The sequence below is a fragment of the Enterobacter cloacae complex sp. HYC074_NIDB genome, from assembly GCF_056673345.1.
This window is the reverse complement of the sequence record NZ_CP114214.1, coordinates 382,912-407,693: the sequence shown is the minus strand read 5'-3', so window position 1 is coordinate 407,693 and position 24,782 is coordinate 382,912. Positions and strand designations below refer to the sequence as shown.

The 24,782-nt window shown below is 55.5% G+C and carries 24 protein-coding genes; 5 read left to right on the top strand and 19 right to left on the bottom strand.

Features of this window, described 5'->3' with window-relative positions; translation table 11 throughout:
• Nucleotides 1–3 precede the first annotated feature (3 nt).
• The 6 genes from O1724_RS01985 to dnaB all read right to left on the bottom strand — a co-directional run bounded on the left by O1724_RS01985 (nucleotide 4) and on the right by dnaB (nucleotide 5,673).
• On the bottom strand, nucleotides 4–357 hold the full coding sequence (locus tag O1724_RS01985) for an MmcQ/YjbR family DNA-binding protein (RefSeq protein ID WP_017382628.1): 354 nt from the start codon (nucleotides 355–357) through the stop codon (nucleotides 4–6).
• A gap of 2 nt (nucleotides 358–359) precedes the next feature.
• Complete coding sequence (locus tag O1724_RS01980; protein ID WP_017382627.1) at nucleotides 360–776, bottom strand: secondary thiamine-phosphate synthase enzyme YjbQ; 417 nt, start codon at nucleotides 774–776, stop codon at nucleotides 360–362.
• A gap of 112 nt (nucleotides 777–888) precedes the next feature.
• Nucleotides 889–1,602, bottom strand: a complete 714-nt coding sequence (gene aphA, locus O1724_RS01975) for an acid phosphatase AphA (RefSeq protein WP_003860292.1) — start codon at nucleotides 1,600–1,602, stop codon at nucleotides 889–891.
• 259 nt (nucleotides 1,603–1,861) lie between these two features.
• Nucleotides 1,862–3,055, bottom strand: a complete 1,194-nt coding sequence (tyrB, locus tag O1724_RS01970) for an aromatic amino acid transaminase (protein WP_126297356.1) — start codon at nucleotides 3,053–3,055, stop codon at nucleotides 1,862–1,864.
• A gap of 109 nt (nucleotides 3,056–3,164) precedes the next feature.
• On the bottom strand, nucleotides 3,165–4,244 hold the full coding sequence (gene alr / locus O1724_RS01965; protein ID WP_126297357.1) for an alanine racemase: 1,080 nt from the start codon (nucleotides 4,242–4,244) through the stop codon (nucleotides 3,165–3,167).
• A 16-nt stretch (nucleotides 4,245–4,260) separates the two neighbouring features.
• Nucleotides 4,261–5,673: a replicative DNA helicase gene (dnaB, locus tag O1724_RS01960; protein ID WP_003860298.1), complete on the bottom strand. Its 1,413-nt coding sequence runs from the start codon at nucleotides 5,671–5,673 to the stop codon at nucleotides 4,261–4,263.
• Nucleotides 5,674–5,733: 60 nt separating this feature from the next.
• On the opposite strand from dnaB, the gene O1724_RS01955 reads away from it, so the two are divergent.
• Entirely contained in the window at nucleotides 5,734–6,717 is a 984-nt protein-coding gene (locus tag O1724_RS01955) for a quinone oxidoreductase (RefSeq protein ID WP_414540130.1), read from the top strand.
• Between the two features lie 184 nt (nucleotides 6,718–6,901).
• Here the strand turns inward: O1724_RS01955 and pspG are convergent, their stop codons facing one another.
• The 4 genes from pspG to O1724_RS01935 form a co-directional block, all read right to left on the bottom strand.
• The gene (gene pspG, locus O1724_RS01950) at nucleotides 6,902–7,144 is read right to left on the bottom strand and encodes an envelope stress response protein PspG (RefSeq protein WP_048245137.1); all 243 of its coding nucleotides are present in this window, start codon (nucleotides 7,142–7,144) and stop codon (nucleotides 6,902–6,904) included.
• Nucleotides 7,145–7,280: 136 nt separating this feature from the next.
• A complete protein-coding gene (gene dusA, locus O1724_RS01945; RefSeq protein ID WP_003860304.1) occupies nucleotides 7,281–8,276 on the bottom strand; it encodes a tRNA dihydrouridine(20/20a) synthase DusA in 996 nt (331 codons plus the stop codon).
• Between the two features lie 82 nt (nucleotides 8,277–8,358).
• Nucleotides 8,359–9,645: a conjugal transfer protein TraF gene (locus O1724_RS01940; RefSeq protein ID WP_276534359.1), complete on the bottom strand. Its 1,287-nt coding sequence runs from the start codon at nucleotides 9,643–9,645 to the stop codon at nucleotides 8,359–8,361.
• Nucleotides 9,646–9,837: 192 nt separating this feature from the next.
• The gene (locus O1724_RS01935; protein ID WP_003860307.1) at nucleotides 9,838–10,326 is read right to left on the bottom strand and encodes a cupin domain-containing protein; all 489 of its coding nucleotides are present in this window, start codon (nucleotides 10,324–10,326) and stop codon (nucleotides 9,838–9,840) included.
• Between the two features lie 117 nt (nucleotides 10,327–10,443).
• Here O1724_RS01935 and zur point away from each other — a divergent pair, with 117 nt between their 5' ends.
• The gene (gene zur, locus O1724_RS01930) at nucleotides 10,444–10,956 is read left to right on the top strand and encodes a zinc uptake transcriptional repressor Zur (RefSeq protein WP_003860309.1); all 513 of its coding nucleotides are present in this window, start codon (nucleotides 10,444–10,446) and stop codon (nucleotides 10,954–10,956) included.
• 47 nt (nucleotides 10,957–11,003) lie between these two features.
• On the opposite strand, the gene O1724_RS01925 is transcribed toward zur, so the two are convergent.
• The 4 genes from O1724_RS01925 to O1724_RS01910 all read right to left on the bottom strand — a co-directional run bounded on the left by O1724_RS01925 (nucleotide 11,004) and on the right by O1724_RS01910 (nucleotide 13,819).
• The gene (locus tag O1724_RS01925; protein ID WP_003860314.1) at nucleotides 11,004–11,213 is read right to left on the bottom strand and encodes a CsbD family protein; all 210 of its coding nucleotides are present in this window, start codon (nucleotides 11,211–11,213) and stop codon (nucleotides 11,004–11,006) included.
• A 119-nt stretch (nucleotides 11,214–11,332) separates the two neighbouring features.
• Nucleotides 11,333–12,670 carry an MATE family efflux transporter DinF gene (gene dinF / locus O1724_RS01920; protein WP_126297360.1) on the bottom strand — a complete coding sequence of 446 codons (1,338 nt, stop codon included), beginning with the start codon at nucleotides 12,668–12,670 and terminating at the stop codon, nucleotides 11,333–11,335.
• A gap of 63 nt (nucleotides 12,671–12,733) precedes the next feature.
• Complete coding sequence (gene lexA, locus O1724_RS01915) at nucleotides 12,734–13,342, bottom strand: transcriptional repressor LexA (RefSeq protein WP_003860318.1); 609 nt, start codon at nucleotides 13,340–13,342, stop codon at nucleotides 12,734–12,736.
• 108 nt (nucleotides 13,343–13,450) lie between these two features.
• Nucleotides 13,451–13,819: a diacylglycerol kinase gene (locus O1724_RS01910; RefSeq protein ID WP_003860321.1), complete on the bottom strand. Its 369-nt coding sequence runs from the start codon at nucleotides 13,817–13,819 to the stop codon at nucleotides 13,451–13,453.
• A gap of 154 nt (nucleotides 13,820–13,973) precedes the next feature.
• Between O1724_RS01910 and plsB the strand changes: the two genes are divergently transcribed.
• Nucleotides 13,974–16,394: a glycerol-3-phosphate 1-O-acyltransferase PlsB gene (plsB, locus tag O1724_RS01905; RefSeq protein WP_003860322.1), complete on the top strand. Its 2,421-nt coding sequence runs from the start codon at nucleotides 13,974–13,976 to the stop codon at nucleotides 16,392–16,394.
• Between the two features lie 89 nt (nucleotides 16,395–16,483).
• Here the strand turns inward: plsB and ubiA are convergent, their stop codons facing one another.
• The 5 genes from ubiA to malK form a co-directional block, all read right to left on the bottom strand.
• Complete coding sequence (ubiA, locus tag O1724_RS01900) at nucleotides 16,484–17,353, bottom strand: 4-hydroxybenzoate octaprenyltransferase (protein WP_126297361.1); 870 nt, start codon at nucleotides 17,351–17,353, stop codon at nucleotides 16,484–16,486.
• A gap of 12 nt (nucleotides 17,354–17,365) precedes the next feature.
• Nucleotides 17,366–17,863, bottom strand: coding sequence for a chorismate lyase (gene ubiC / locus O1724_RS01895; RefSeq protein WP_022646736.1), 498 nt, complete (start codon nucleotides 17,861–17,863; stop codon nucleotides 17,366–17,368).
• Between the two features lie 172 nt (nucleotides 17,864–18,035).
• The gene (gene malM / locus O1724_RS01890; protein ID WP_003860327.1) at nucleotides 18,036–18,974 is read right to left on the bottom strand and encodes a maltose operon protein MalM; all 939 of its coding nucleotides are present in this window, start codon (nucleotides 18,972–18,974) and stop codon (nucleotides 18,036–18,038) included.
• Between the two features lie 114 nt (nucleotides 18,975–19,088).
• Nucleotides 19,089–20,399 carry a maltoporin gene (locus O1724_RS01885; RefSeq protein ID WP_026080558.1) on the bottom strand — a complete coding sequence of 437 codons (1,311 nt, stop codon included), beginning with the start codon at nucleotides 20,397–20,399 and terminating at the stop codon, nucleotides 19,089–19,091.
• A gap of 42 nt (nucleotides 20,400–20,441) precedes the next feature.
• A complete protein-coding gene (malK, locus tag O1724_RS01880; protein WP_126297363.1) occupies nucleotides 20,442–21,551 on the bottom strand; it encodes a maltose/maltodextrin ABC transporter ATP-binding protein MalK in 1,110 nt (369 codons plus the stop codon).
• Between the two features lie 371 nt (nucleotides 21,552–21,922).
• Between malK and malE the strand changes: the two genes are divergently transcribed.
• Together malE and malF are read left to right on the top strand one after the other, a co-directional pair.
• On the top strand, nucleotides 21,923–23,113 hold the full coding sequence (gene malE / locus O1724_RS01875; protein ID WP_003860330.1) for a maltose/maltodextrin ABC transporter substrate-binding protein MalE: 1,191 nt from the start codon (nucleotides 21,923–21,925) through the stop codon (nucleotides 23,111–23,113).
• 121 nt (nucleotides 23,114–23,234) lie between these two features.
• On the top strand, nucleotides 23,235–24,779 hold the full coding sequence (gene malF / locus O1724_RS01870; RefSeq protein ID WP_003860331.1) for a maltose ABC transporter permease MalF: 1,545 nt from the start codon (nucleotides 23,235–23,237) through the stop codon (nucleotides 24,777–24,779).
• The last annotated feature ends 3 nt before the right edge of the window (nucleotides 24,780–24,782 follow it).

The following is a 24,782-nucleotide window of genomic DNA, read 5'->3' as shown; positions in this document are numbered from 1 at the left end:
TCGTCACACGGAGAGCTGCTGTCGGATCGTTTCCGGCAGCAGTTCAACCGCCTGTAGATACGACGCATCCACCAGGTAGTAAATTTGCGAATCTGGCAGCGAGCCGTCGAGAAACACCGTACTCCAGTGCGCTTTATTCAGATGCTTACTTGGCCTGACATCATCGTGCTGCTGGCGCAGTAAGTCGGCCAGTTCCGGACTGGTTTTCAGTGATGCCGCAGGCCGCGCATCCACCTCTTTCACCATCGCGAACAGCACATCACCCACTTTGATCTGCGTGGCTTTCCAGTCGCTGTGAACGCTTTGTTCCGCACCCGGCTTGCTCATGCAGTACTGAAGTATCTCCGAAATTGTCATCTTTATTCCCCTTGTAGCGTTGCGATAATTTTACGCGAACCACCGTGAATGCGATGTTCTCCCAGCCAGATCCCCTGCCACGTTCCCAGCTGTAGCCGTCCGTTGTGGACCGGCAGCATCAGCGAGACGCCCAGCAGGGAGGATTTAATATGCGAAGGCATATCGTCCGCCCCCTCATAGTCATGCTCATAAGGCGCGTTGTCCGGGACGCTCTTCAGAAAATGGTGCTCCATGTCGGACCGGACGGTGGGATCGCAATTTTCATTAAGCGTGAGAGAAGCAGACGTGTGCTGAAGCAGCAGATGCAGCAAACCCGTTTTGACGCGCGACAGGTCGCGGATTTGCCCGATGACTTCGTCCGTCACAAGGTGAAATCCGCGTGGTTTTGCGCTTAAGGTCAGGGTCTGTTGATACCACATGTGCTGCTCCATTATGAAAGGTGAATCTTTCTAAGTGTGCAGCAAGAAAGCGAAAGGTAAAACCCGCGCAGCGAGATTTGCTTAAAAAAGCATTCACCCCGCCGTTAATACATCAGTATTCAGAGTTAACGATCACCTCTTCACCAAATTTTCCGGCCATCGGCAGCGGTCGGTAGGTGGAGTTCGAGGCGCGTAACACCCTGATGCCTCTGGCTCCCACGTCGTGCGCCGCGGTGATGTCGTTATCTGAATCCCCGTAGAACACTTTGATATTTTTCTTTTCCAGCCACTGGGTTTTGGTGTTTTGCCCTTCCTGGTCCCCGGCAAAAATGACCGGATTCATGCTGGCCGCCGGGATCAGAAAATCATCCTGTAGCGTTTTCGAGACGGTTTCGGTTTTGGTCTGGCTACGTCCGGTCACGAAGTAAATGCTGTCGCCGCGCTTTACGTGCATGGCGATCAGCGCGCGGGCAACCTCTTTCGGGATACTGAACTCATCCCAGCCGTTGTTCATCTTTTCCCAGAATTCCGGGTTTTTCAGATAGGCTTCGCTGTCCGGGGAGTACGTTTTTTTGCCGCGCCAGAAACCGGGGCTGGAGAAGAGAACGGTATCGTCAATATCGAAGCCCACGGCCATCGGCGGGCGACCCGTCAGGCTGTTTTCAATTTGTGCCACTGAAACCCAGTGAATGGGGGCCTGTTCGGCAAGAATGGCGGCGGTGGTGCCGGTGTAAAGCGGCGTGGGTGCAGAAGCCCGCGCAACAACGGTACTATTAAGCGAGAACAATAAGCAGGCGGCGCTGAGCGCCAGTGTGATCTTGCGCATATTTTCCCCTGAATATTCAGTTTGTTATCTTTTTATTTTGAGCGGATGGTCAAAAAACTATCCGACCATAACCCCAGCGGGAGGGGAAGGAAAGGAGTTTTTACTTATTAAGCGGAATAAAAAGAAGACGATCACAAAGTGTGGATGAGTGATGTAGGCCCGGTAAGGCGCAGCCGCCACCGGGCAAGATTTTCTGCGGCCTGATGCCCTCACCCCAGCCCTCTCCCACAGGGAGAGGGAGATAATAAGTAGTGAGTACTTACATCACAGCTGCAAACGCCTGCGCCACGCGCTGGACGTTGCTGGCATTCAGACCCGCCACGCACATACGGCCGCTGGCGATCAGGTAGACATCGAACTCTTCACGCAGGCGATCGACCTGCGCTGCGCTCAGTCCGGTGTAGCTGAACATCCCACGCTGCTTGAGAAGATAATCAAAGTTATGCCCAGGCACGGCCTCTTTCAGGACGTTAACCAGCTCCTGACGCATCGACAGGATGCGCTTACGCATCGCTTCCACTTCCGCAAGCCAGGTGGCTTTCAGTCTTTCGTCACCGAGAACTGTCGCCACCACCTGCGCACCAAAGTTCGGCGGGCTGGAGTAGATACGGCGGACCGTCGCTTTCAGCTGGCCGAGTACGCGGCCCGCCGCTTCAGCGTCTTCACACACCACGGACAGACCGCCAACGCGCTCGCCGTACAGGGAGAAGATTTTTGAGAAGGAGTTGCTGACCAGAGCGGGAAGCCCCGCGCTGGCAATCGCGCGAATGGCGTAGGCGTCTTCCTCCATGCCCGCGCCAAAGCCCTGATAGGCGATGTCGAGGAACGGGATCAGGTTACGCGCCTTCAGTATCTCGATCACCGCATCCCACTGGGCATTGGTGAGGTCCGCACCCGTCGGGTTATGGCAGCACGGATGCAGCAATACGATACTGCGCTCCGGCAGGGTGTTCAGTTTTTCCAGCAGCGCATCAACGCGCACGCCGTTCGTTTCGCTGTCGAACCACGGATAGGTTTCAACCTTAAAGCCCGCGCCCTCGAAGATCGCAACGTGGTTTTCCCACGTCGGGTCGCTGACCCACACGCCGGAATCCGGGAAGTACTTTTTCAGGAAATCTGCGCCTACCTTCAGCGCACCCGAGCCACCCAGCGTCTGGATAGTCGCCACGCGCTTTTGCGCGAGCACCGCGTGGTCGGTACCAAACAGCAGCGGCGCGATAGTGTTGCGGTAGGTGTTTAATCCTTCCATCGGCAGATAAAGCGAAGCACCGTGCGGGGTTGCGTTAAGACGCGCTTCAGCTTCGGCAACGGCTTTCAACTGAGGAATGATGCCGTCTTCGTTGTAGTAAAGACCAATGCTGAGGTTCACTTTGTCGCTGCGAGGATCTTCTTTGAAACGCTCCATCAAGGAGAGGATAGGGTCGCCGGCGTAGGCGTCTACTTTCTGAAACACGCGATGTTCTCCGGATTATTATGAGGCAGGGAATTCAACAATAAACCGGAAGCGGAAGAAGATCGAGGGGATGTTAACAGAAGCGGGATGCACCGCATCCCGCTCATGCTTAGTCGACGTATTTCATCGCGACCCTTGAGGTAAGACGCGTGATAAGTTCGTAAGCACTCACTTTTGTTATTTCAGCAATACGTTCTACCGGCAGGCCTTCGCCCCACATCACCGCATCGTCCCCCGCTTTATCCTGCGCGTCGGGCCCCAGATCAACACAAATCATGTCCATCGCCACGCGGCCGACAATCTTCACTTCACGACCGTTGACCAGCACCGGCGTGCCCGTTGGTGCGGCGCGGGGATAGCCGTCACCGTAGCCCATCGCCACCACGCCAAGACGGGTATCGCGCTCGCTGATCCAGGTGCCGCCGTAACCTACCGGCTCTCCCGCTTTGTGCTCACGCACGGCAATCAGCTTTGAAACCAGCGACATCACCGGCTTAAAGCCAAAGTCCGGCCCCCAGGGTTTGTGCTCCAGTGGCGATACGCCGTAAAGAATGATGCCCGGACGCGCCCAGTCGAAGTGCGACTGCGGCCACAGCAGAATACCGCCGGATGCCGCGATCGAGCGCATCCCCGGTTTGCCTTCGCAGAAGGTGTTGAAGATATCAAGCTGCTGTTCCGTTGCGCCGCATTCAGGCTCATCGGCGCGGGCAAAGTGGCTGACGATGTTCACCGGCTGACGCACATTTTTGCACTGACACAGACGCTGATAAAACGCCTCCGCGCTTTCCGGCCGCACGCCCAGACGGTGCATGCCCGTGTCGAGCTTCATCCAGACGGTGACCGGCTCGCTCAGTTCGGCCGTTTCCAGCGCGGCCAGCTGTTCTTCGTTATGCACCACCGTGTGCAGGTGCTGATCGGCAATGGTCGGCAGGTCCGAGGCTTCAAAAAAGCCTTCGAGGAGCAGAATCGGTTGCGTAATTCCACCTGCGCGCAGGCGGAGAGCTTCTTCGAGACGGGCGACGCCAAAAGCGTCGGCATCGGGGAGCGTTCGCGCGGTCTCAAGAAGACCGTGTCCGTAAGCGTTCGCTTTCACGACTGCAACGAGCTTACTGGCGGGCGCCAGTTCTCGCAGACGTTGCAGGTTGTGTCGCAGAGCGCGGCGGTTAATAACAACAGTTGCCGCTTGCATTTGAATTCCTTAGAAATTACTCATCATCATATTGAGGACCGGCATAGTTGTCGAAACGCGACCACTGGCCGTTAAAGGTCAGACGTACCGTACCGATGGGGCCGTTACGTTGCTTACCAATAATAATTTCGGCGATCCCTTTCAGGTCGCTGTTCTCGTGATAAACCTCATCACGGTAGATGAACATGATTAAGTCGGCATCCTGCTCGATGGAGCCGGATTCACGCAGGTCGGAGTTGACCGGGCGCTTGTCTGCACGTTGTTCCAGAGAGCGGTTAAGCTGCGACAGCGCCACCACCGGCACGTGCAGCTCTTTGGCTAACGCCTTGAGCGAGCGCGAAATCTCGGCAATCTCCAGCGTACGGTTGTCGGAAAGCGACGGAACGCGCATCAGCTGAAGGTAGTCGATCATGATGAGACCGATGCCACCGTGTTCACGGGCGATACGGCGTGCGCGGGAGCGCACTTCCGTCGGCGTCAGGCCGGAGGAGTCATCAATATAGATGTTCCGTTTTTCCAGCAAAATCCCCATGGTGCCGGAGATCCGCGCCCAGTCCTCATCGTCCAGCTGACCGGTACGGATGCGGGTCTGATCCACGCGCGACAGGGACGCCAGAGAACGCATCATGATCTGTTCAGAGGGCATCTCCAGACTGAAGATAAGCACCGGCTTATCCTGCAACATCGCCGCGTTTTCGACGAGGTTCATTGCAAATGTCGTTTTACCCATCGACGGACGTGCGGCCACGATAATCAAATCCGACGGCTGAAGACCTGCCGTTTTCTTGTTGAGATCGTCATAACCGGTGTTCACCCCCGTCACGCCATCGTGCGGCTGCTGGAAAAGCTGCTCAATACGTGCAACGGTGGCGTCGAGCACATCGGCGATGTTTTTCGGGCCTTCGTCTTTATTCGCACGGCTTTCGGCGATTTTAAAGACGCGGGATTCCGCCAGGTCGAGCAGATCTTCGCTGGTGCGCCCCTGGGGATCGAAACCGGCCTCGGCGATCTCATTCGCCACCGAGATCATCTCGCGGACAACGGCACGTTCACGAACGATATCAGCGTAAGCGCTGATGTTCGCGGCACTTGGCGTGTTTTTTGACAGTTCTGCCAGATAGGCAAATCCGCCGACGCTGTCGAGCTGTCCCAGACGCTCCAGCGATTCTGCGAGCGTAATCAGGTCGATCGGGCTGCCCGACTCCTGCAAACGCGCCATTTCCGTAAAGATGTGGCGGTGCGGGCGGGTATAGAAGTCTTCCGCGACAACGCGCTCGGCGACGTCGTCCCAGCGTTCGTTATCCAGCATTAAACCGCCCAACACCGACTGTTCCGCTTCAATCGAGTGCGGCGGGACTTTTAACCCGGCGACCTGATAATCACGCTCACGAGGTTCAGTCTGTTTGTTGAAGGGTTTGTTTCCTGCCATAGTGAATGGAGTTACCGAGATAAAGAGTGGGTCGAAAGATTACCACATTCTGGAGGAAGCATGGCAACACGTATTGAATTTCACAAGCATGGTGGCCCTGACGTACTCAAAGCGGTGGAATTTACCCCCGCTGCGCCTGGCGAGAACGAAATCCAGGTGGAAAACAAAGCTATCGGCATTAACTACATCGATACCTATATTCGCGGCGGCCTCTATCCGCCTCCGTCGATGCCGAGCGGGCTGGGCACCGAGGCGGCCGGCATCGTCAGCAAAGTGGACAGCGCGGTTAAGCACATTAAGGAAGGCGATCGCGTGGTGTACGCGCAATCGGCGCTGGGCGCTTACAGCTCCATCCATAACGTTCCGGCCGAGAAAGCGGCGCTTCTGCCAAATGCGATCGGCTTCGAGCAGGCTGCCGCCTCATTCCTGAAAGGGCTGACGGTCTATTATCTGCTGCGAAAAACCTACGAAATTAAGCCTGACGAGCAATTCCTGTTTCACGCAGCCGCAGGTGGCGTGGGGCTGATTGCCTGCCAGTGGGCGAAAGCCCTGGGCGCGAAGCTGATCGGCACCACAGGCAGCGCGCAAAAAGCGCAGCGTGCGCTGGACGCGGGCGCATGGCAGGTGATCAACTACCGGGAAGAGAGCATCGTTGAGCGGCTAAAAGAAATCACTGGCGGCAAAAAGGTCCGCGTGGTGTATGACTCGGTGGGGAAAGACACCTGGGAATCTTCGCTGGACTGCCTGCAACGTCGCGGGCTGATGGTGAGCTTCGGTAACGCCTCCGGGGCTGTCACCGGGGTGAACCTGGGCATTCTGAATCAGAAAGGATCACTGTACGTCACTCGCCCTTCCCTGCAAGGTTACATCACCAACCGGGAAGAACTTGAGGAAGCCAGCAACGAGCTATTCTCGCTGATCGCCAGCGGGGTGATTAAAGTGGATGTGGCAGAGGCGCAGAAATATCCGCTGGCCGATGCGCAACGTGCGCATGAGGTGCTGGAGAGCCGGGCAACGCAGGGGTCAAGTCTGTTAATTCCCTGAGCCATAAAAAGAAATTGGGCTTCCCGTGGGAAGCCCTTTCTTTTTTTAGTTCGGCTGTATGTAGGGTACAGCTCGATGAATTCTTTAGCGGCAGCCATAGTGACAGATTCGATAAGTAAATCCTATTCTGTTCTAAGGATTGCTGCCGGAAAAGTTGCAGGTATGTGACGTACCCCTCAATACCTTAGTAACGGAAGCGGTTATTGCGCTGATAACTGGGCACTTTTGGCGATTTAATCGCCCGTATCACCCACACCACCGCCACGGCCAGCAGTAACCACGGCAGCAGTTTGATCGTCAGGGCAAATAAACCGCCGACAAACATCACCACCGTGGCCACTACGAGCGCGGCCAGGATGCCGAGCAGCGATACGCCCGTGACCATCAGCATGATAAAGAAGCCAATCACAAAAAGTAGTTCCAGCATGGTGCTCTCCCACGAGTTCCCGAATGATGCTGCGATCGTTACAAGAAACATGCCAAAAATAAGTTGTTGTTCTGAAAGCAAAACGCCCCGTAATGTCTTGCAGGGCGTGGCGTATTTGACCATCTTTTAGCGAAATTTAACGTTTATCCGCAACCAGACGCAGCGCGTGTTCCAGGACCTCAATATCCGCACCGGCCTTATGCGCGTTCTCGCTGAGATAACGACGCCACTGGCGCGCACCAGGAATGCCCTGGAACAGGCCAAGCATATGGCGGGTAATGTGGCCCAGATACGTACCATGACTCAGCTCGCGCTCAATGTACGGATACATGGCGCGCACTACGGCCACGGGATCGGTGTCAGCACCCTCAACGCCAAAGATTTCCCGGTCAACCGTCGCCAGAATGCCCGGATTCTGATACGCCTCGCGTCCGACCATCACGCCATCCATATGTTCGAGGTGCGCTTTGGCCTCGTCCAGCGACTTAATACCGCCATTGATCGACATGGTCAGGTGTGGGAAGTCGCGTTTCAGCTGGTACACGCGCGGGTAGTCCAGCGGCGGGATCTCGCGGTTTTCTTTCGGGCTGAGGCCTGAGAGCCAGGCTTTACGGGCGTGGATGATAAACATCTCGCATTCACCCTTCCCTGATACCGTGTTGATGAAATCACACAGAAACTCATAGCTGTCCTGGTCGTCTATGCCGATACGGGTTTTGACCGTGACCGGGATAGAGACGACGTCGCGCATCGCTTTGATGCAGTCCGCCACCAGGTGTGCATTTCCCATCAGACACGCGCCGAACATACCGTTTTGCACACGGTCGGACGGGCAACCGACGTTGAGGTTAATCTCGTCATAGCCGCGTTCTTCAGCCAGCTTCGCGCACTGCGCCAGCGCAGCCGGATCGCTGCCACCCAGTTGCAGCGCAACCGGATGCTCCTCTTCGCTGTACGCCAGATAATCGCCCTTGCCATGAATAATTGCGCCGGTAGTGACCATTTCGGTGTACAGCAGCGTATGGCGGGAGAGCTGGCGCAGGAAATAGCGGCAGTGTCTGTCCGTCCAGTCGAGCATTGGCGCAATGGAGAAACGGTGTGCAGGGAAAGCGGTCTGGAATTCTGACGACATGGCGAAGTTTTAAGCATCTGGTGGAAAAGGGGCGCTACTATAGCATAAAGAAAAGCCGGAGGCGCAGCGCCTCCGGTGGACTTTAGAACGTCATGCTCAACTGTGCCCCTGCGCCCCAGGTCTCGTCTTCGCCATAAAGCCCCATCAGGTCAACGTGGACGGCGTTGAACGGCGCGAAACCGACACCGCCGGTAAAGACGTTGCTGTCGTTCCCTTTCATATCCGCACGATAACCGGCGCGTACTGCCAGCCAGCTCAGCGGCGTGACTTCGGCACCGACGCCAACGTACTGGGAGGTGTCTTCGCTTTTAAAGCCCTTGGTTTCGGTCAGATCGCCGTCTGCGGTAAGCGTGACCAGATCGTTATGCCAGGCGGCCCCGGCAGTGACCAGCGGACGGATCTGATAGGTGTCTTTATAACTCACTACCTCTCCCGTGCGTCCGTTGCGAATGCGGATATCTTTGGTATCGATATCGCGCGACATCAGGTTTTGTCCGCTCACACCGACCGTCCAGTTTTCACCGAAATCAGCCGCAATACCGGCATCGACGTTGAAGCCAGTGTCGTCGGTACGGTAGCGGCTGTCGTTCCACTTATTACTGTCGTAATCGTAGATTGAGGTGGTGTAGTTATAGAGCCAGGTTTTTTGCAACTTCGGCGTGACGCCAACGGAAACCGGAACGCCGCCAAGATCGAACTGACGGGCCACCGCAATACCGTAGTCGGACACAATCGCCGCCCGACCAGACGCCGTAGAGTTAAGGTTTTTGGTGATCTGATCGGTACCGTTTAGCGCGGCATCCAGCGCCACACCGGCAGCCACCGCATCGCTTCGTTGTATACCGCGCAGATAATCAATGTCCTGCTGATCGATTGAAGGGCTGACCCGGCCATGGGCATAGCCTTTTGCCATAAAGGCCACGGAAAGAACATCGTTAGGGATACTGACGGCAATCCCCGCCCCTGCGGTGGCGTGTGCGGTCTTGCCTTTCAGGTAGTCCAGTTCATCAGCGAGATCTTTCGCTGCGCCCTGGAACTGATTGATCGAACCTAATGGATTGGTGATAACTTCAATGGGGGTCAGACTATCAACCACATCCTTGTAATGATTGATTTTGTCGTTAATGGTATCAATCTCGTCCTGAAGATTGTCTTCATCGGTCACCTGCACGCCAACGGACGGCAAAATAACCGTCACATCATCCTCGGGCTTAGATTTTGCCAGCAACGCGGGGTTGATTAACGCCCCGCTGCCATAGCTCCCTGCCGCGACACCCGTTCCGCCCATTGCGTCGCTACGCGCTTCCGTCCAGGTATTGGCTGCTCCCGCCTGATTTGCCATAAAAAAGGAGACAGCGATGCTAACCATCGAAAATTTAAAATGTTTTTTCACAGTGTGCTCGTAAATAGTTTGTTATTAGTTAACCCTGTCTGTTATCACCCAAACAGGAACGAACTATTGCTGTGAATAAGTGCAAAAAGACCCGCTATTTCCTTAAGTTAAATTCCATCCCGGCCTGTTGTAATATGTGACGACCATCAATATTTATAGAAGAGGAAATTATTTTCGCCCAGGTTTTCCATCGTGCGGCCCAAAAAACTGAGGCGGATGGTCGACCCAGCGGTCTTCGCGCGTCGCGGCATACACCGGATTGAGCGGATAGTAGATACGGTTATGTTTTTTATTGGCCTCACCCACCACCAGTAAGCGCACCTCTTCATCGGTATTGTTGATAAAGGTGTGACACACGCCCGTCCCGGCTGGAAATCCCACGCTGTCTCCGGGTTCGAGCTTCCATAAATAGCCATTGATCCAGGCCTCAGGGTAACCCTCCAGAACGTAAACAAACTCCTCTTCGTCGCTTTCCGCATGCGGATAAGATGTGCGGCGTCCGGGCGGCAGCCGTTCATGGTGAATACCAATGCGGCCGAGACCCAGTTTGCGGGCCAGCGGCGCGCCAATAGAAAAACGTTCGTTGCTGTCAGGATACGTTGCGTCATCAGCGCCTTCCACGTCCCGCCAGTGCCGAATACAGTCAGGTCTTTTCATTTTGCGATCTCCTGATTTGCGATGCGTCAGGTATAGCACAGCCTGGCGGATCTCGGTGTTTTTAGCAGAACATGATAAAGTGAGAGTTTTCACCCCTTACCACATCCGAGGTGCCCGATGGACAAGTCCACAAAAGAGCTGTTAGCGCAAGCTGAAAAGCTGTGCGCGCAACGCAATGTGCGCCTGACCCCGCAGCGCCTTGAGGTACTGCGTCTGATGAGCCTGCAACAGGGCGCCATCAGCGCCTACGATCTGCTCGATCTGCTGCGTGAAAGCGAGCCGCAGGCAAAACCGCCGACCGTTTATCGGGCGCTGGATTTTCTGCTGGAGCAAGGGTTTGTGCATAAAGTGGAATCAACAAACAGCTATGTGCTGTGCCATCTTTTTGACCAGCCAACTCACACGTCCGCCATGTTTATCTGCGATCGCTGTGGTGTGGTGAAGGAAGAGTGTGCGGAAGGTGTGGAAGATATTATGCATACGCTGGCAGCCAGAATGGGCTTTGCGCTGCGACATAACGTGATTGAAGCCCACGGCTTATGTTCTGCCTGCGTGGAGGTGGAGTCATGCCGTCATCAGGATGACTGTCAGCACGATCACTCTATCCTGGTGAAGAAAAAGCCGCGTTAAAGCCAAAGAAAAAGGCGGCTCAGGGCCGCCCTTGGGGATAGTACCGGTTACCAGCGGTAGTCGTTACGGGTTTCCCAGTCTTTGACTTCGTTTTCCGCCTGATCTTTTTCGTAACCGTAGCGCTCCTGGATTTTACCTACCAGCTGATCGCGCTTACCTTCAATGACGGTCATATCGTCATCTGTCAGCTTACCCCACTGTTCTTTCGCTTTACCTTTGAATTGCTTCCAGTTGCCGCCGATTTCGTCTTTATTCATAATCGTGTCCTCGTGTTAAGCGTCTATGAGTATCGCCCGCTACGTTCTTTTCTGCTGGACGTGATTATTATTGTAGTTAAGGATTCGGTAGTTGTTTTTATATTCGGAATCTTTAACCGTTACGATATATCGTGCGGGGCTGGAAACCAGGTATTGTTTCGCCAGTGACGATGCCAGATAACGGCCAACGAAAGGCCACGCAGTGAGAGAAAGACCGCCAACGCCAGCCACAGACCATGATTGCCGAGATACGGCAGGGTCAGCAGCGTCAGGCCGAACCCCGCCGCCGCGACGGCCATGCTGTTGCGCATCTCCGCCCCTCGCGTCGCACCAATAAACATGCCGTCCAGCAAATAGCACCACACGCCCACCACCGGTAATACTACCTGCCAGAGGATGTAGCGATCGGCCAGCTCACGTAGCGCGGGCAACGAGGTGAGTAGCGCGACAATATGCTCACCAAAACAGGCGTACACCAGAGCAAAGACCAGCGCCACCAGGCCCGCCTGACGACAGGCAGCACGCCAGACCTCACGTAACTGGCCGCTTTCACGCGCGCCATAGGCCTGCCCTGAATGCGCCTCGACGGCGTAAGCAAAACCATCCAGCGCGTAAGCGGTAAAGGTCAGTAACGTCATGAGCACTGCGTTGACTGCGACGATTTCAGGCCCAAGACGCGCACCAAAAACGGTTAAGGCGCCAAAGCAGAGTTGCAGCAGGAGCGAACGGAGCATGATGTCGCGATTAAGCGCCAGCAGCTTACGAATGTTGCCGCGCCAGGCCGATTTCAGCAGATCCAGGGTGATACCGCGCATCGCCAGTACGCGCCAGACCATTCCCAAACCAATTAGCAGCGTACCGTACTCGGCAATCGCCGTGGCCAGCGCCGCGCCCCGGACGTTCATGTGCAGCCCCATCACCAGCCACAGATCGAGCATAATGTTAAGCAGGTTGCCCACCACCAGCAGGATCACCGGCGCGCGGGCGTACTGCACGCCCAGCAGCCAGCCCAGCAGGACCAGGTTTGCCAGTGAAGCGGGCGCGCTGAGCCAGCGAATTTCGAGGAACCGCCGGGCCTGTTCCAGTACGGCATCGCTGCCGCCTACAATATGGAGCGCAAGATCAATCAGCGGCGTACGCAACAGAACGATTAACGCGCCGGCACCGAATGCCAGAATGAGCGGCTGAACCAGCGCACGCGCCAGACGCAGGGGATCTTTTGCACCATACGCCTGGGCCGTCAGGCCCGTCGTACTCATGCGCAGAAAAAGCAGCAGCATAAAGAGAAAGCTGGTCGCCGTTGCGCCGATCGCGACGCCGCCGAGATAAATCGGCGAATCGAGATGCCCGATAACCGCCGTATCCACCAGCCCAAGCAGAGGAACGGTAATATTGGAAAAAATCATCGGTAGCGCAAGACGCCACAACGCCTTATCGGCAGAAGTTAGCAATGCCATGGAAATTACCGGAATCAGAAAACAGGCCAGGCTGTAGAGGAACTACAGCCTGTCAGGAAGAGATTACAGCCATTCACCGTTGCGGATAACGCCGACCGCCAGTCCTTCAATAGAGAAGCTCTGCTCGCGGAGATCCACCACAATCGGGGAGAATTCATTGTTTTCAGGCAGAAGCTGCACGGTATTGCCTTGTTTCTTCAGGCGCTTAACCGTCACTTCATCATCAATGCGCGCCACCACGACTTGCCCGTTACGCACGTCCTGCGTTTTGTGTACCGCCAGCAGATCGCCATCCAGAATACCGATATCTTTCATGGACATTCCGCTAACGCGCAGCAGGAAATCGGCGCTCGGCTTGAACATGCCTGGATCAACCTGATAGTGCCCTTCGATGTGCTGCTGCGCCAGCAGAGGTTCACCTGCCGCTACGCGACCCACCAGCGGAATACCGCTCTCTTCTTCCACCAGCAGACGAATACCGCGTGAGGCGCCGGAAACAATCTCAATCACGCCCTTACGCGCCAGCGCTTTAAGGTGCTCTTCGGCAGCATTAGGAGAACGGAAGCCCAGACGCTGCGCAATTTCTGCACGCGTGGGTGGCATACCCGTCTGGCCGATATGATCCCGAATGAGATCAAACACCTCTTGCTGCCTGGTCGTTAACGCTTTCATACCGCCCCCTGGGTGTATATACAGTTATGCTGTGAGTATATACAGTCAAAGGCGATTTTGGAACCAAAAACTGCACAAAAAACCAGGGACTTAATTATTCCTCGAGGCTCATCGGAAATGCGACCAAAGCAGCGTGACCCAGGTGATCGCCGCAGTGATAATCGCCAGCAGTACGGCAGCGGAACCCATGTCTTTCGCCCGGCCAGACAATTCATGGAATTCCGACCCGATTCGGTCAACAACGGCCTCAATAGCGCTATTAAGAATTTCCACTATCATCACCAGAAAGACAGATCCGATGAGCAGTACGCGGGTGATAGCATCAACATCAAGGAAGCAGGCGATGACAACGGCAACGATTGCAGCAACCGCCTCCTGGCGGAAAGCGGCTTCATTAACCCATGCAGCGCGGAAACCTTTCCATGAATAACCGGCAGCTTTAATGATTCGAGTTAACCCAGTGGTATTATTGGCCATTAAAAGAACCTTTTATGATAAATAGCGTCTGTAACTAAAGCCGCAGCGCGTTTTGCTGCAACCTGAAGTATGACGGGTAACAACAGAAATTTTGCGCGCTTTCTGTTATCCTTGCGCCGCAATTGCATTATTAACCAGAGGCTTTACATCGTTTATGTCCGGCTGGCCACGAATTTACTACAAATTACTTAATTTACCATTAAGCGTCCTGGTAAAAAGTAAGTCTATCCCAGCAGAACCTGCGCTGGAATTAGGGCTCGATACGTCGCGCCCTATTATGTACGTTTTGCCTTATAACTCGAAGGCAGACCTGCTGACGCTTCGCGCTCAATGTCTGGCGCACGATTTACCTGACCCACTTGAACCGCTGGAAGTCGACGGTACGCTGCTGCCACGCTACGTGTTCATCCATGGCGGGCCGCGCGTGTTCACCTATTACACGCCGAAAGAAGAGTCCATTAAGCTGTTCCATGATTACCTCGATCTGCACCGCAGCAACCCCGATCTGGACGTGCAGATGGTGCCGGTGTCGGTGATGTTTGGCCGTCGTCCGGGGCGCGAAAAAGGGGAAGAGAACCCGCCGCTGCGTATGCTCAACGGCATTCAGAAGTTTTTCGCCGTCTCCTGGCTGGGACGCGACAGTTTTGTCCGCTTCTCACCTTCCGTTTCACTGCGCCGCATGGCGGATGAACACGGCACTGACAAAATCATTGCGCAAAAGCTGGCGCGCGTTGCGCGTATGCACTTTGCACGTCAGCGTCTGGCGGCCGTTGGACCACGTCTCCCGGCACGTCAGGATCTGTTCAACAAGCTGCTGGCTTCCAAAGCGATTGCCCGTGCCGTAGAAGATGAAGCGCGCAGCAAGAAAATTTCGCACGAGAAAGCGCAGCAAAACGCAATCGCGCTGATGGAAGAGATCGCCGCGAACTTCTCCTACGAGATGATTCGCCTCTCTGACCGTATCCTCGGCTTCACGTGGAACCGCCTCTATCAGGGGATTAACGTCCACAACGCCGAACGCGTGCGTCAGTTAGCGCACGACGGCCACGAGATTGTCTATGTGCCCTGCCACCGCAGCCACATGGACTACTTGTTGCTCTCTTACGTGCTCTATCACCAGGGGTTGGTGCCACCGCATATTGCTGCCGGTATCAACCTGAACTTCTGGCCAGCAGGCCCGATTTTCCGCCGTCTGGGTGCGTTCTTCATTCGTCGTACCTTTAAAGGTAACAAGCTTTACTCCACCGTCTTCAGGGAGTATCTGGGCGAGCTGTTCAGCCGCGGTTATTCTGTGGAGTACTTTGTTGAAGGCGGTCGCTCGCGTACCGGTCGTCTGCTCGATCCAAAGACCGGCACGCTGTCGATGACCATTCAGGCCATGCTGCGTGGCGGTACCCGTCCTATCACGCTGGTGCCGATTTACATCGGTTATGAACACGTGATGGAAGTGGGCACCTACGCGAAAGAGCTGCGCGGTGCGACTAAAGAGAAAGAGAGTCTGCCGCAGATGCTGCGTGGGCTGAGTAAATTGCGCAACCTCGGCCAGGGATACGTGAACTTTGGCGAGCCCCTGCCGCTGATGACATATCTGAACCATCATGTTCCGGAGTGGCGCGAGTCTATCGATCCTATCGAAGCGGTACGTCCGGCCTGGCTGACGCCAACGGTCAACGGCATTGCATCCGAGCTGATGGTACGCATCAACAATGCTGGTGCGGCAAACGCCATGAACCTGTGTTGTACTGCGCTTCTGGCCTCTCGCCAGCGTTCACTGACCCGCGAACAGCTGACCGAGCAGATTGACTGCTACCTGGATATCATGCGCAACGTGCCGTATTCCGTGGATTCGACCGTGCCGTCTGCCACCGCCAGCGAGCTGATCGATCACGCGTTGCAGATGAACAAGTTCGAAGTCGAGAAAGATACGATTGGTGACATCATCATTCTGCCGCGCGAGCAGGCCGTGCTGATGACCTACTACCGTAATAACATCACGCACATGCTGATGCTGCCGTCGCTGATGGCGGCCATTATTACCCAGCACCGCCGTATTTCACGTCAGGAGCTGCTGCGCCATATTCAGGCCATCTACCCGATGCTGAAAGCGGAGCTGTTCCTGCGCTGGAGTAAGGATGAACTGGCGGCAGAGCTCGATAAAATGACGGCAGAGATGCATCGTCAGGGGCTGATTACCATCAGTGATGATGAACTGCATATCAATCCGTCACGTTCACGTACCTTGCAGCTCCTGGCTTCCGGTGCGCGTGAGACGTTGCAGCGCTACGCCATTACCTTCTGGTTGCTGAGTGCAAATCCGTCCATCAACCGCGGTACGCTGGAAAAAGAGAGCCGGACGCTGGCCCAGCGCCTCTCCGTTCTGCATGGCATTAACGCCCCGGAATTCTTCGACAAAGCGGTATTCAGCTCCCTGGTGCTGACGCTGCGCGACGAAGGGTACATTAGCGATACGGGCGATGCCGAGCCGGAAGAGACGATGAAGGTTTACCAGATGCTGGCAGAGCTGATTACCGCGGATGTGCGTTTAACGATTGAGAGTTCGACGCAGGGCGAATGATGCTAAAGCCGGGTGACGCTAACGCTTACCCGGCCTACATGTTCCGCTAAATCGTAGGCCGGGTAAGGCGAAGCCGCCACCCGGCTTTTTTATGACCAGTAACTCATCGCCAGGCCCAGAAACAGCACCAGCCCGACGTAGTTATTATTCAGAAACGCTTTAAAGCAGGCTTCACGCTCGCGCTTCGCGATCAGCTTCTGCTGATACGCAAACAGCAGCCCCGCCACCAGTACGGACCAGTAAAACTCCCAGTTCAGCCCGTTCAGGCGACCAATCGCCACCATCAGCGCCAGCACCGCCACCTGTAATATGCCGATGATCAGCTTGTCGTGACGACCAAACAGGATCGCCGTCGATTTGATGCCAATCTTGAGATCGTCATCGCGATCGACCATCGCGTATTGGGTATCGTACGCAACGGCCCAGAGAATATTCGCCAGGAACATCAGCCAGCAGCTGAGCGGAACGGACTCGCTGACCGCGGCAAACGCCATGGGAATCGACCAGCCAAATGCCGCACCCAATACCACCTGCGGCAGATGGGTGTATCGCTTCATGAACGGGTAAACCCAGGCCAGCGCCAGAGCCGCAACGGACAGTAGAATGGTCATGGTGTTAAGGGTTAACACCAGCATGAAAGAGAGAAGCATCAGCACCACAAACAGAATGCGCGCCTCTTTCCCGGTCACCTGACCGCTCGGCAGAGGACGATTCGCGGTGCGCTTAACATGTCCATCAAATTTCCGGTCAGCATAGTCGTTGACCACACAACCCGCAGCGCGCATCAGCCAGACACCCGCCACAAACACCGCCAGGATCCACAGCGGCGGCACGCCCGGCGTGGCAACCCACAGCGCCCATAAGGTCGGCCACAGTAGCAGCAGCGCGCCAATGGGTTTATCAGTACGCATCAGGCGGTGATAGGCCAGCAGCTTATTCTGCGTCAGACTCCACTCCATTTTCTCTCCCTCTTAGTACAACGGCGATGCAGGCAAAAAGAGTTCCGTCAGTATTAACGGCTTGCCACTCAAACGAAGGCGGGAACGGCGCCCCCACAAATCGGCATCGCAACCAATTTCAATAAAATCACGGGTCAGTTCAGACGAGGTGAACAGATAGCGCCCCAGGGGCGTTTTGCCGAGGCGTTGCAATGCCAGCTCCGGCCCGGAAAGTGTAGACTCAGGAACCACCGTCCGCCCGGCAAGCCACGGCTCGCCATCCGCACAGAGTAAAATTTCACGCAGCCAGTAGCGTTCTTCCTGCGGCAGCAGCGGCAGCTCGCTGGCAATCTCCGCAGGCGAGACAAACCCTTCCTGAATCATCGTCACCGTGACCGTTTTACCCTGTTGCTCAAAACGTTTTGTCATGGAATCTTCCAGCAGCAGCCAGTCCAGCTGTTCCGGGTCAAGCGCAGGGATGTGGTCGAAATAGCGTAGCGCACGCAGCTGCGTGAGCGCGGGGTGTGACATGCCAGACTCTCCGATACATAACGTAAAAGCATTGTATCGCAGATTGGCAAAATGAGGACGGACAAACAGAATTTAACGATCACTATCGCAACAATGGTGCAACTTAGCCAAAAAAAGTGCGCCCGCGAAGGCGCACCAAACGACTAACAAAATCAGCACTGTGGGGAGACGGTTACCCCTTGCCTTTTACACTGCTGATAAAGGTGGAACGGGCAGTGGTTGAACCTAAACGCTCGGCTTCATCAAGCAGTTTCAGCGCTTTATCGACATCGCCGTTTTTAACTGCCTGCTTGATGGCGTTGTTAAAGTACGTTTCAGTATCGTTAAGCACCGGCTCGGCTTTTTTCGCCGGGGCCGGAGCCGCGGCCGGTGTTGCGGCTGGCGCGGCATACACAGGCGCGGCAGTATTACCCACCGTTACCGGCCCCGGGCCAGATGAGCCAAACAGCGGGCCTACGAGTACGCTGGAGGCGCTGTTGGTGGAGACTTTCAGCTTGATCAGGCCGTCGGTAGTATGGCGAGCATGCGGATCCGGGATATCCGGGACAGCGTTACCGGTGCCTTTTGCGTAGGCTTTCGCCGGATCAACCAGCTTCGTTGTCTGTTGCAGATCTTTTTCCGTCGTGAACACCAGGACATAAATCTTCTGCTGACCCAGGGCTGGCGTCAGGCGCATAACGCCTTCCAGCCGATCGGCACTCATGACGCCAGGCTCCTGATAGCTGAAATAGTCGCTTGGGAAGAATGCGGATGGCGTCATGCTCTGATCGAGGATCAGCACGTTAGGCGCGAAGACGCTGGTCTGTTTATTGACTTCACTGGTTAACGTCAGGGTCAGCTCGCCGATATTCGCCGGCACGCTGAAAGCCGCAACCGGACCGCTGATACCCGGCACGTTCAGCGACTGACCGCCAGCGGCAAGCTGCGTGGTTTGAGTTTTCGACTGATCAACTGGCGTCCACACCAGTTGCTGAAGAGCCGCAGCCGGAATAGCTGGCGCAGCACTGGTATTTTGAGGAACAAAATTCACATCTGCATAGGTGAGCGCAGGCGCACAGGCCAACAGCCCCGCAGAGAGGCACAGCGCGACGAGACTTTTCTTCATTTTCATTGTTATTACCTCTGATAGCGTGAGCACTGCGGTGGCCAGGCAATAGCGCGCAGCACCCTAAGGAGAGAGGGGCTTACGCCCCTCTTTTCAGGTCATTACGTCAGGCTCGACGAATTACCACCAGATTTCCATCTGGGCGCCGAAGGTCCACTCATCGTTGTCGCCACGGCTGAAGGTTTTCGCGGAGGTGTCGCTATACGCTACGCCAGAGGTGTAACCTGCACCTGAGTCGTTGTTTGCATAGCCCCATTTCTCATCCCACTTCGCGTAGGTTGCGAAGACACGGATAGCCGGACGGGACCAGATGCTGTCGCCTGCCTGCCATTGCTGTGCCAGGGTGATTTTGTACTGGCTGTTTTTGTCGTCAGTTTTCTGAGACTTAACGTTGTCGTAGCCCACTTCCAGCAAGGTGCTCATGATCGGCGTCCATTTGAACATTGGACGAACACCCACGGTCCACCACTCGGTACCGTTGTTGTTGTCACGATCGATGTTCTGGTACATACCGACGTACATCAGGTCCCAACGGTCTGCCAGGGTGATTGCACCGTGGTCCAGCACGCGCCACATAGAGCCGTCGTTATCGATGCTGCCGCCCTGTGGAATACCTTTACCGTTAGAGGTCATGGAATCCGTACCGTATTGCAGTACGAACTTGTTGAATCCTTTCATCATGCTCTGGGTGTGTTCAGCGGTGAACAGCCAGCCATCTTTAGAGGCGCCAGGTTGCAGATAGTAGTCGTCAGGAATGTTGGTATGACCGTAGTCAACGCCCAGCTCCAGCGTACCGCCCGGGTTGGTTTCCAGACCGGCTAAACGGACGTCGAAGACATCGTTTGGTACCACGTTGTCATAAATACGGTCGCCGTTCGCATCACGATCGGCGAAGGTTGCAGAACCGCCGGACTCAGAAGAACGGGTCGCTGCCAGAGAGAGTTTACCAAAGCCCAGATCGATGTTTTCAATACCGGCACCAGGACCAGAGATATCCCAGTAGTAGAAGTCGATCATGTGTACGTCATGACGCTGATAGAAGCGCTTACCGGCCCAGATGGTAGAGCCTGGCAGCCATTCAATCAGGTTTTTACCCTGCACGTTAGCTTCACGGAAGGCCGGGCTGGTGGATTCCCAGTCATTCTGTTGAGAAACGGAGTACGCTACGTTGGTGTCGAAATAGAAGCTCTTGTCGCCTTCTTTCCACACTTCCTGGCCCAGTTTCAGTTCGGCGTAGGTTTCACATTCGTTACCGAGACGGTATTTACTTTGTGCGCCTGTTGCCTGGAAACATTGTTGTTCACCGCCACTTCCGGTCCAGCCAATGCCGGAACGAGCATAACCTTTAAAGTCTACGGCGCCCGCCTGGGCAGACAGGATGCCTGCCGCAATGGCGACAGCCAGAGGGACTTTGCGCAGAGTAATCATTATTCTATCTCCTGAGATCATTGCTTTTCTTTGTAATTGGAATGCTTAAACGCCTGGCTCTTTGTGCAACCGACGACATGCAGTGCCATCCTCACGGAACAGATGGCAACGCTCTGGCGGCAAACCGATAGCGAATGTGGCACCCTCTTCTACCAACACCACGTCATTCTGGCGGTAGACCAGGTTCTGACGGATGGCGGGGATCTGGATATGAATCTGTGTTTCGTGACCAAGCTGTTCGACGACCTGAACTTCACCTTCCAGCGTCACATCAGCGATGTGGCTCGGCAGTAAATGCTCAGGGCGGATACCGAGGGACATATTGGCCCCCACCTGTACGTTGGCGCTGTCGACCGGCAGCCAGACTTGCTGACGGTTTGGCAGCTCCACCTGTACCTGTTCGATTGCCGTCGCGGTCACTTTTACGGGCAGGAAGTTCATCTTTGGCGAGCCAATAAAGCCCGCAACAAAGCGGTCTGCCGGGTAGTGATACAGCTCCAGCGGTTTGCCCACCTGCGCCACGCGACCGGCATCCAGCACCACGATTTTGTCGGCCAGCGTCATCGCTTCGACCTGATCGTGGGTGACGTAAATCATCGTGCGTCCAAGGCGTTTGTGCAGACGGGAGATTTCGATACGCATCTGGACGCGCAGGGCGGCATCCAGGTTAGAGAGAGGTTCATCGAGCAGGAACACGCGCGGCTCGGCCACCAGCGTACGGCCGATCGCCACACGCTGACGCTGACCACCGGAGAGCGCCTTCGGTTTACGCTCCAGCAGATGTGCCAGCTGAAGCACTTCCGCCACCTGGGTGACGCGCTGGTCAATGGTCTCTTTTTTCGCGCCGGCCAGCTTCAGGCCAAAGGACATGTTCTCGGCAACGGAAAGATGCGGATAAAGCGCATAAGACTGGAACACCATGCCCACGCCGCGTTCAGCTGGCGGGATGTCGTTCATTCGGGTATCACCAATAAATAAATCGCCCCTGGTGATGGTTTCAAGACCGGCAATCATACGCAGCAGAGTCGATTTACCACAGCCTGATGGACCCACGAACACCACAAATTCACCTTCGTGGATGTCCAGATTGATGTCTTTTGACACCACTACGTCGCCCCAGGCTTTCGTTACATTACGCAGCTGTACGCTCGCCATGCCCTTCTCCCTTCGTTACAACCTGTCACCGACAGAAACATTCAAGATAAGTTCACTATGCGTGTTCCATTACTTTCGTGAATCCTCCACCCCCCGGCTTTTTTATGGGGGAGGAGGCGGGAGGATGAGAGAGCAGGCTCTGCGACCGCAGCTGAGGGGCCGAGGCGAAAATCGTGAAGCGGCCTGCAAAATTCAGTGGGTTTTTATGTGCGCCAGCACTCATAACTTAAATTTATGTTACAGGGATCACACAAACAGGGGGTGGGGCGTAGGGACTGGGAGGATGGAAAGAGGATGTCAAATAAGGAGACTGAGTCACGTTGAACCACCTTATGTATCCACGAGCACATCACCAATAAAGGATGGCAGATATGAAGATCAAGACTGGCGCACGCGTTTTCGCATTGTCCGCCCTCGCAGCAATGATGATTTCCGCACCGGCTCTCGCCAAAATTGAAGAAGGTAAGCTGGTTATCTGGATTAACGGCGACAAGGGCTATAACGGTCTGGCCGAAGTGGGCAAAAAATTTGAGAAAGACACCGGTATCAAAGTCACCGTAGAGCACCCGGACAAACTGGAAGAGAAGTTCCCGCAGGTTGCGGCAACGGGCGATGGTCCGGACATTATCTTCTGGGCGCATGACCGTTTCGGGGGCTACGCGCAGTCTGGCCTGCTGGCAGAAGTTACGCCAGACAAAGCCTTCCAGGACAAACTGTTCCCGTTCACCTGGGACGCCGTTCGCTATAACGGCAAGCTGATCGCTTACCCAATCGCGGTTGAAGCCCTGTCACTGATTTACAACAAAGACCTGGTGCCAAACCCACCGAAAACCTGGGAAGAGATCCCTGCTCTGGATAAAGAGCTGAAGGCGAAGGGTAAATCCGCTCTGATGTTCAACCTGCAAGAACCGTACTTCACCTGGCCGCTGATTGCTGCCGACGGCGGCTACGCGTTCAAGTTTGAAAACGGCAAATATGACGTGAAAGACGTGGGGGTGGACAGTGCGGGCGCGAAAAAAGGTCTGACCTTCCTGGTTGACCTGATTAAGAACAAACACATGAACGCGGATACGGACTACTCCATCGCGGAAGCGGCTTTCAACAAAGGCGAAACCGCGATGACCATCAACGGTCCGTGGGCCTGGACCAACATCGACAAGAGCAAAATCAACTACGGCGTGACCCTGCTGCCAACCTTCAACGGCAAACCGTCTAAACCGTTCGTGGGCGTGCTGAGCGCAGGCATCAACGCCGCCAGCCCGAACAAAGAGCTGGCGAAAGAGTTCCTCGAAAACTACCTGCTGACCGATCAGGGTCTGGATGAAGTGAACAAGGACAAACCGCTGGGCGCCGTTGCGCTGAAATCCTTCCAGGATCAGCTGGCGAAAGATCCACGTATTGCGGCCACCATGGATAACGCCCAGAAAGGCGAAATCATGCCGAACATCCCTCAGATGGCTGCATTCTGGTACGCCACCCGTACCGCCGTCATCAACGCTGCAAGCGGTCGCCAGACTGTCGATGCCGCGCTGAAAGATGCTCAGGGTCGTATTACTAAGTAAGTCTGAAAAACGGCGGGTGGCGCATGCGCTTACCCGCCCTACGACTACGGCACGATCCGTAGGTCAGGTAAGCGCAGCGCCACCTGACGATAAGTTTCCACCGTTGTAGAGGAAGAACCCCATGGATGTCATTAAAAAGAAACACTGGTGGCAAAGCGACGCACTGAAGTGGTCAGTGATAGGTCTGCTGTGTCTGCTGGTGGGTTACCTTGTTGTTTTAATGTACGTGCAAGGGGAATACCTATTCGCCATCATGACGCTGATTTTAAGCTCGGTTGGCCTGTATATTTTCGCCAACCGTAAAGCGTATGCCTGGCGCTATGTTTACCCGGGCGTTGCCGGGATGGGGCTGTTTGTCCTCTTTCCGCTGATCTGCACCATCGCGATTGCCTTTACCAACTACAGCAGCACCAACCAGCTCGCGCAGGAGCGTGCCACCCAGGTGCTTCTGGACCGTTCTTATCAGGCGGGTAAAACCTTTAACTTCGGCCTGTATCCTGCGGGTGATGAGTGGAAGTTAGCGCTCACTGACGGTGAGAGCGGCAAAACCTATCTTTCCGACGCGTTCAAATTTGGCGGTGAGCAGAAGCTGACCTTAAAAGAGGCTGCGGCCCTGCCGGAAGGTGAACGTGCCAACCTGCGTATCATCACCCAGAATCGCCAGGCACTGACCCAGCTCACCGCCGTACTGCCAGACGAAAGCAAAGTGATCATGAGCTCGCTGCGCCAGTTCTCCGGCACCCAACCGCTCTATACCCTGGCGGATGACGGCACGCTGACCAACAACCAGAGCGGCGTGAAGTACCGCCCGAACAACGATATCGGTTTCTATCAGTCGGTGAATGCCGACGGCAGCTGGGGGGATGACAAACTCAGCCCGGGCTATACCGTCACCATCGGCTGGGACAACTTTACCCGCGTGTTTACCGACGAAGGCATCCAGAAACCGTTCTTCGCCATCTTCGTCTGGACGGTGGTCTTCTCGGTGCTGACCGTGATCCTGACCGTGGCCGTGGGCATGGTGCTGGCCTGCCTCGTGCAGTGGGAGTCCCTGAAGGGCAAAGCGATTTACCGCGTGCTGCTGATTCTGCCGTACGCCGTGCCGTCGTTCATCTCGATTCTGATTTTCAAAGGGCTGTTTAACCAGAGCTTCGGTGAAATCAACATGATGCTGAGCGCGCTGTTCGGCATTAAACCGGCCTGGTTCAGCGACCCGACCACCGCTCGCTCGATGATTATCATCGTGAACACCTGGCTGGGCTATCCGTACATGATGATCCTGTGCATGGGGCTGCTGAAGGCCATCCCGGACGACCTGTACGAAGCCTCGGCGATGGACGGCGCGGGTCCGTTCCAGAACTTCTTCAAAATTACCCTGCCGCTGCTCATTAAGCCGCTGACGCCGCTGATGATTGCCAGCTTCGCCTTTAACTTTAACAACTTCGTGCTGATTCAGCTGTTGACCAACGGTGGTCCGGACCGTCTCGGTACGACTACGCCAGCAGGCTATACCGACCTGCTCGTGAGCTACACCTACCGCATCGCCTTCGAGGGCGGCGGCGGTCAGGACTTCGGCCTGGCGGCGGCTATTGCCACCCTGATCTTCCTGCTGGTTGGCGCCCTGGCGATTGTGAACCTGAAAGCCACACGTATGAAATTTGACTAAGGA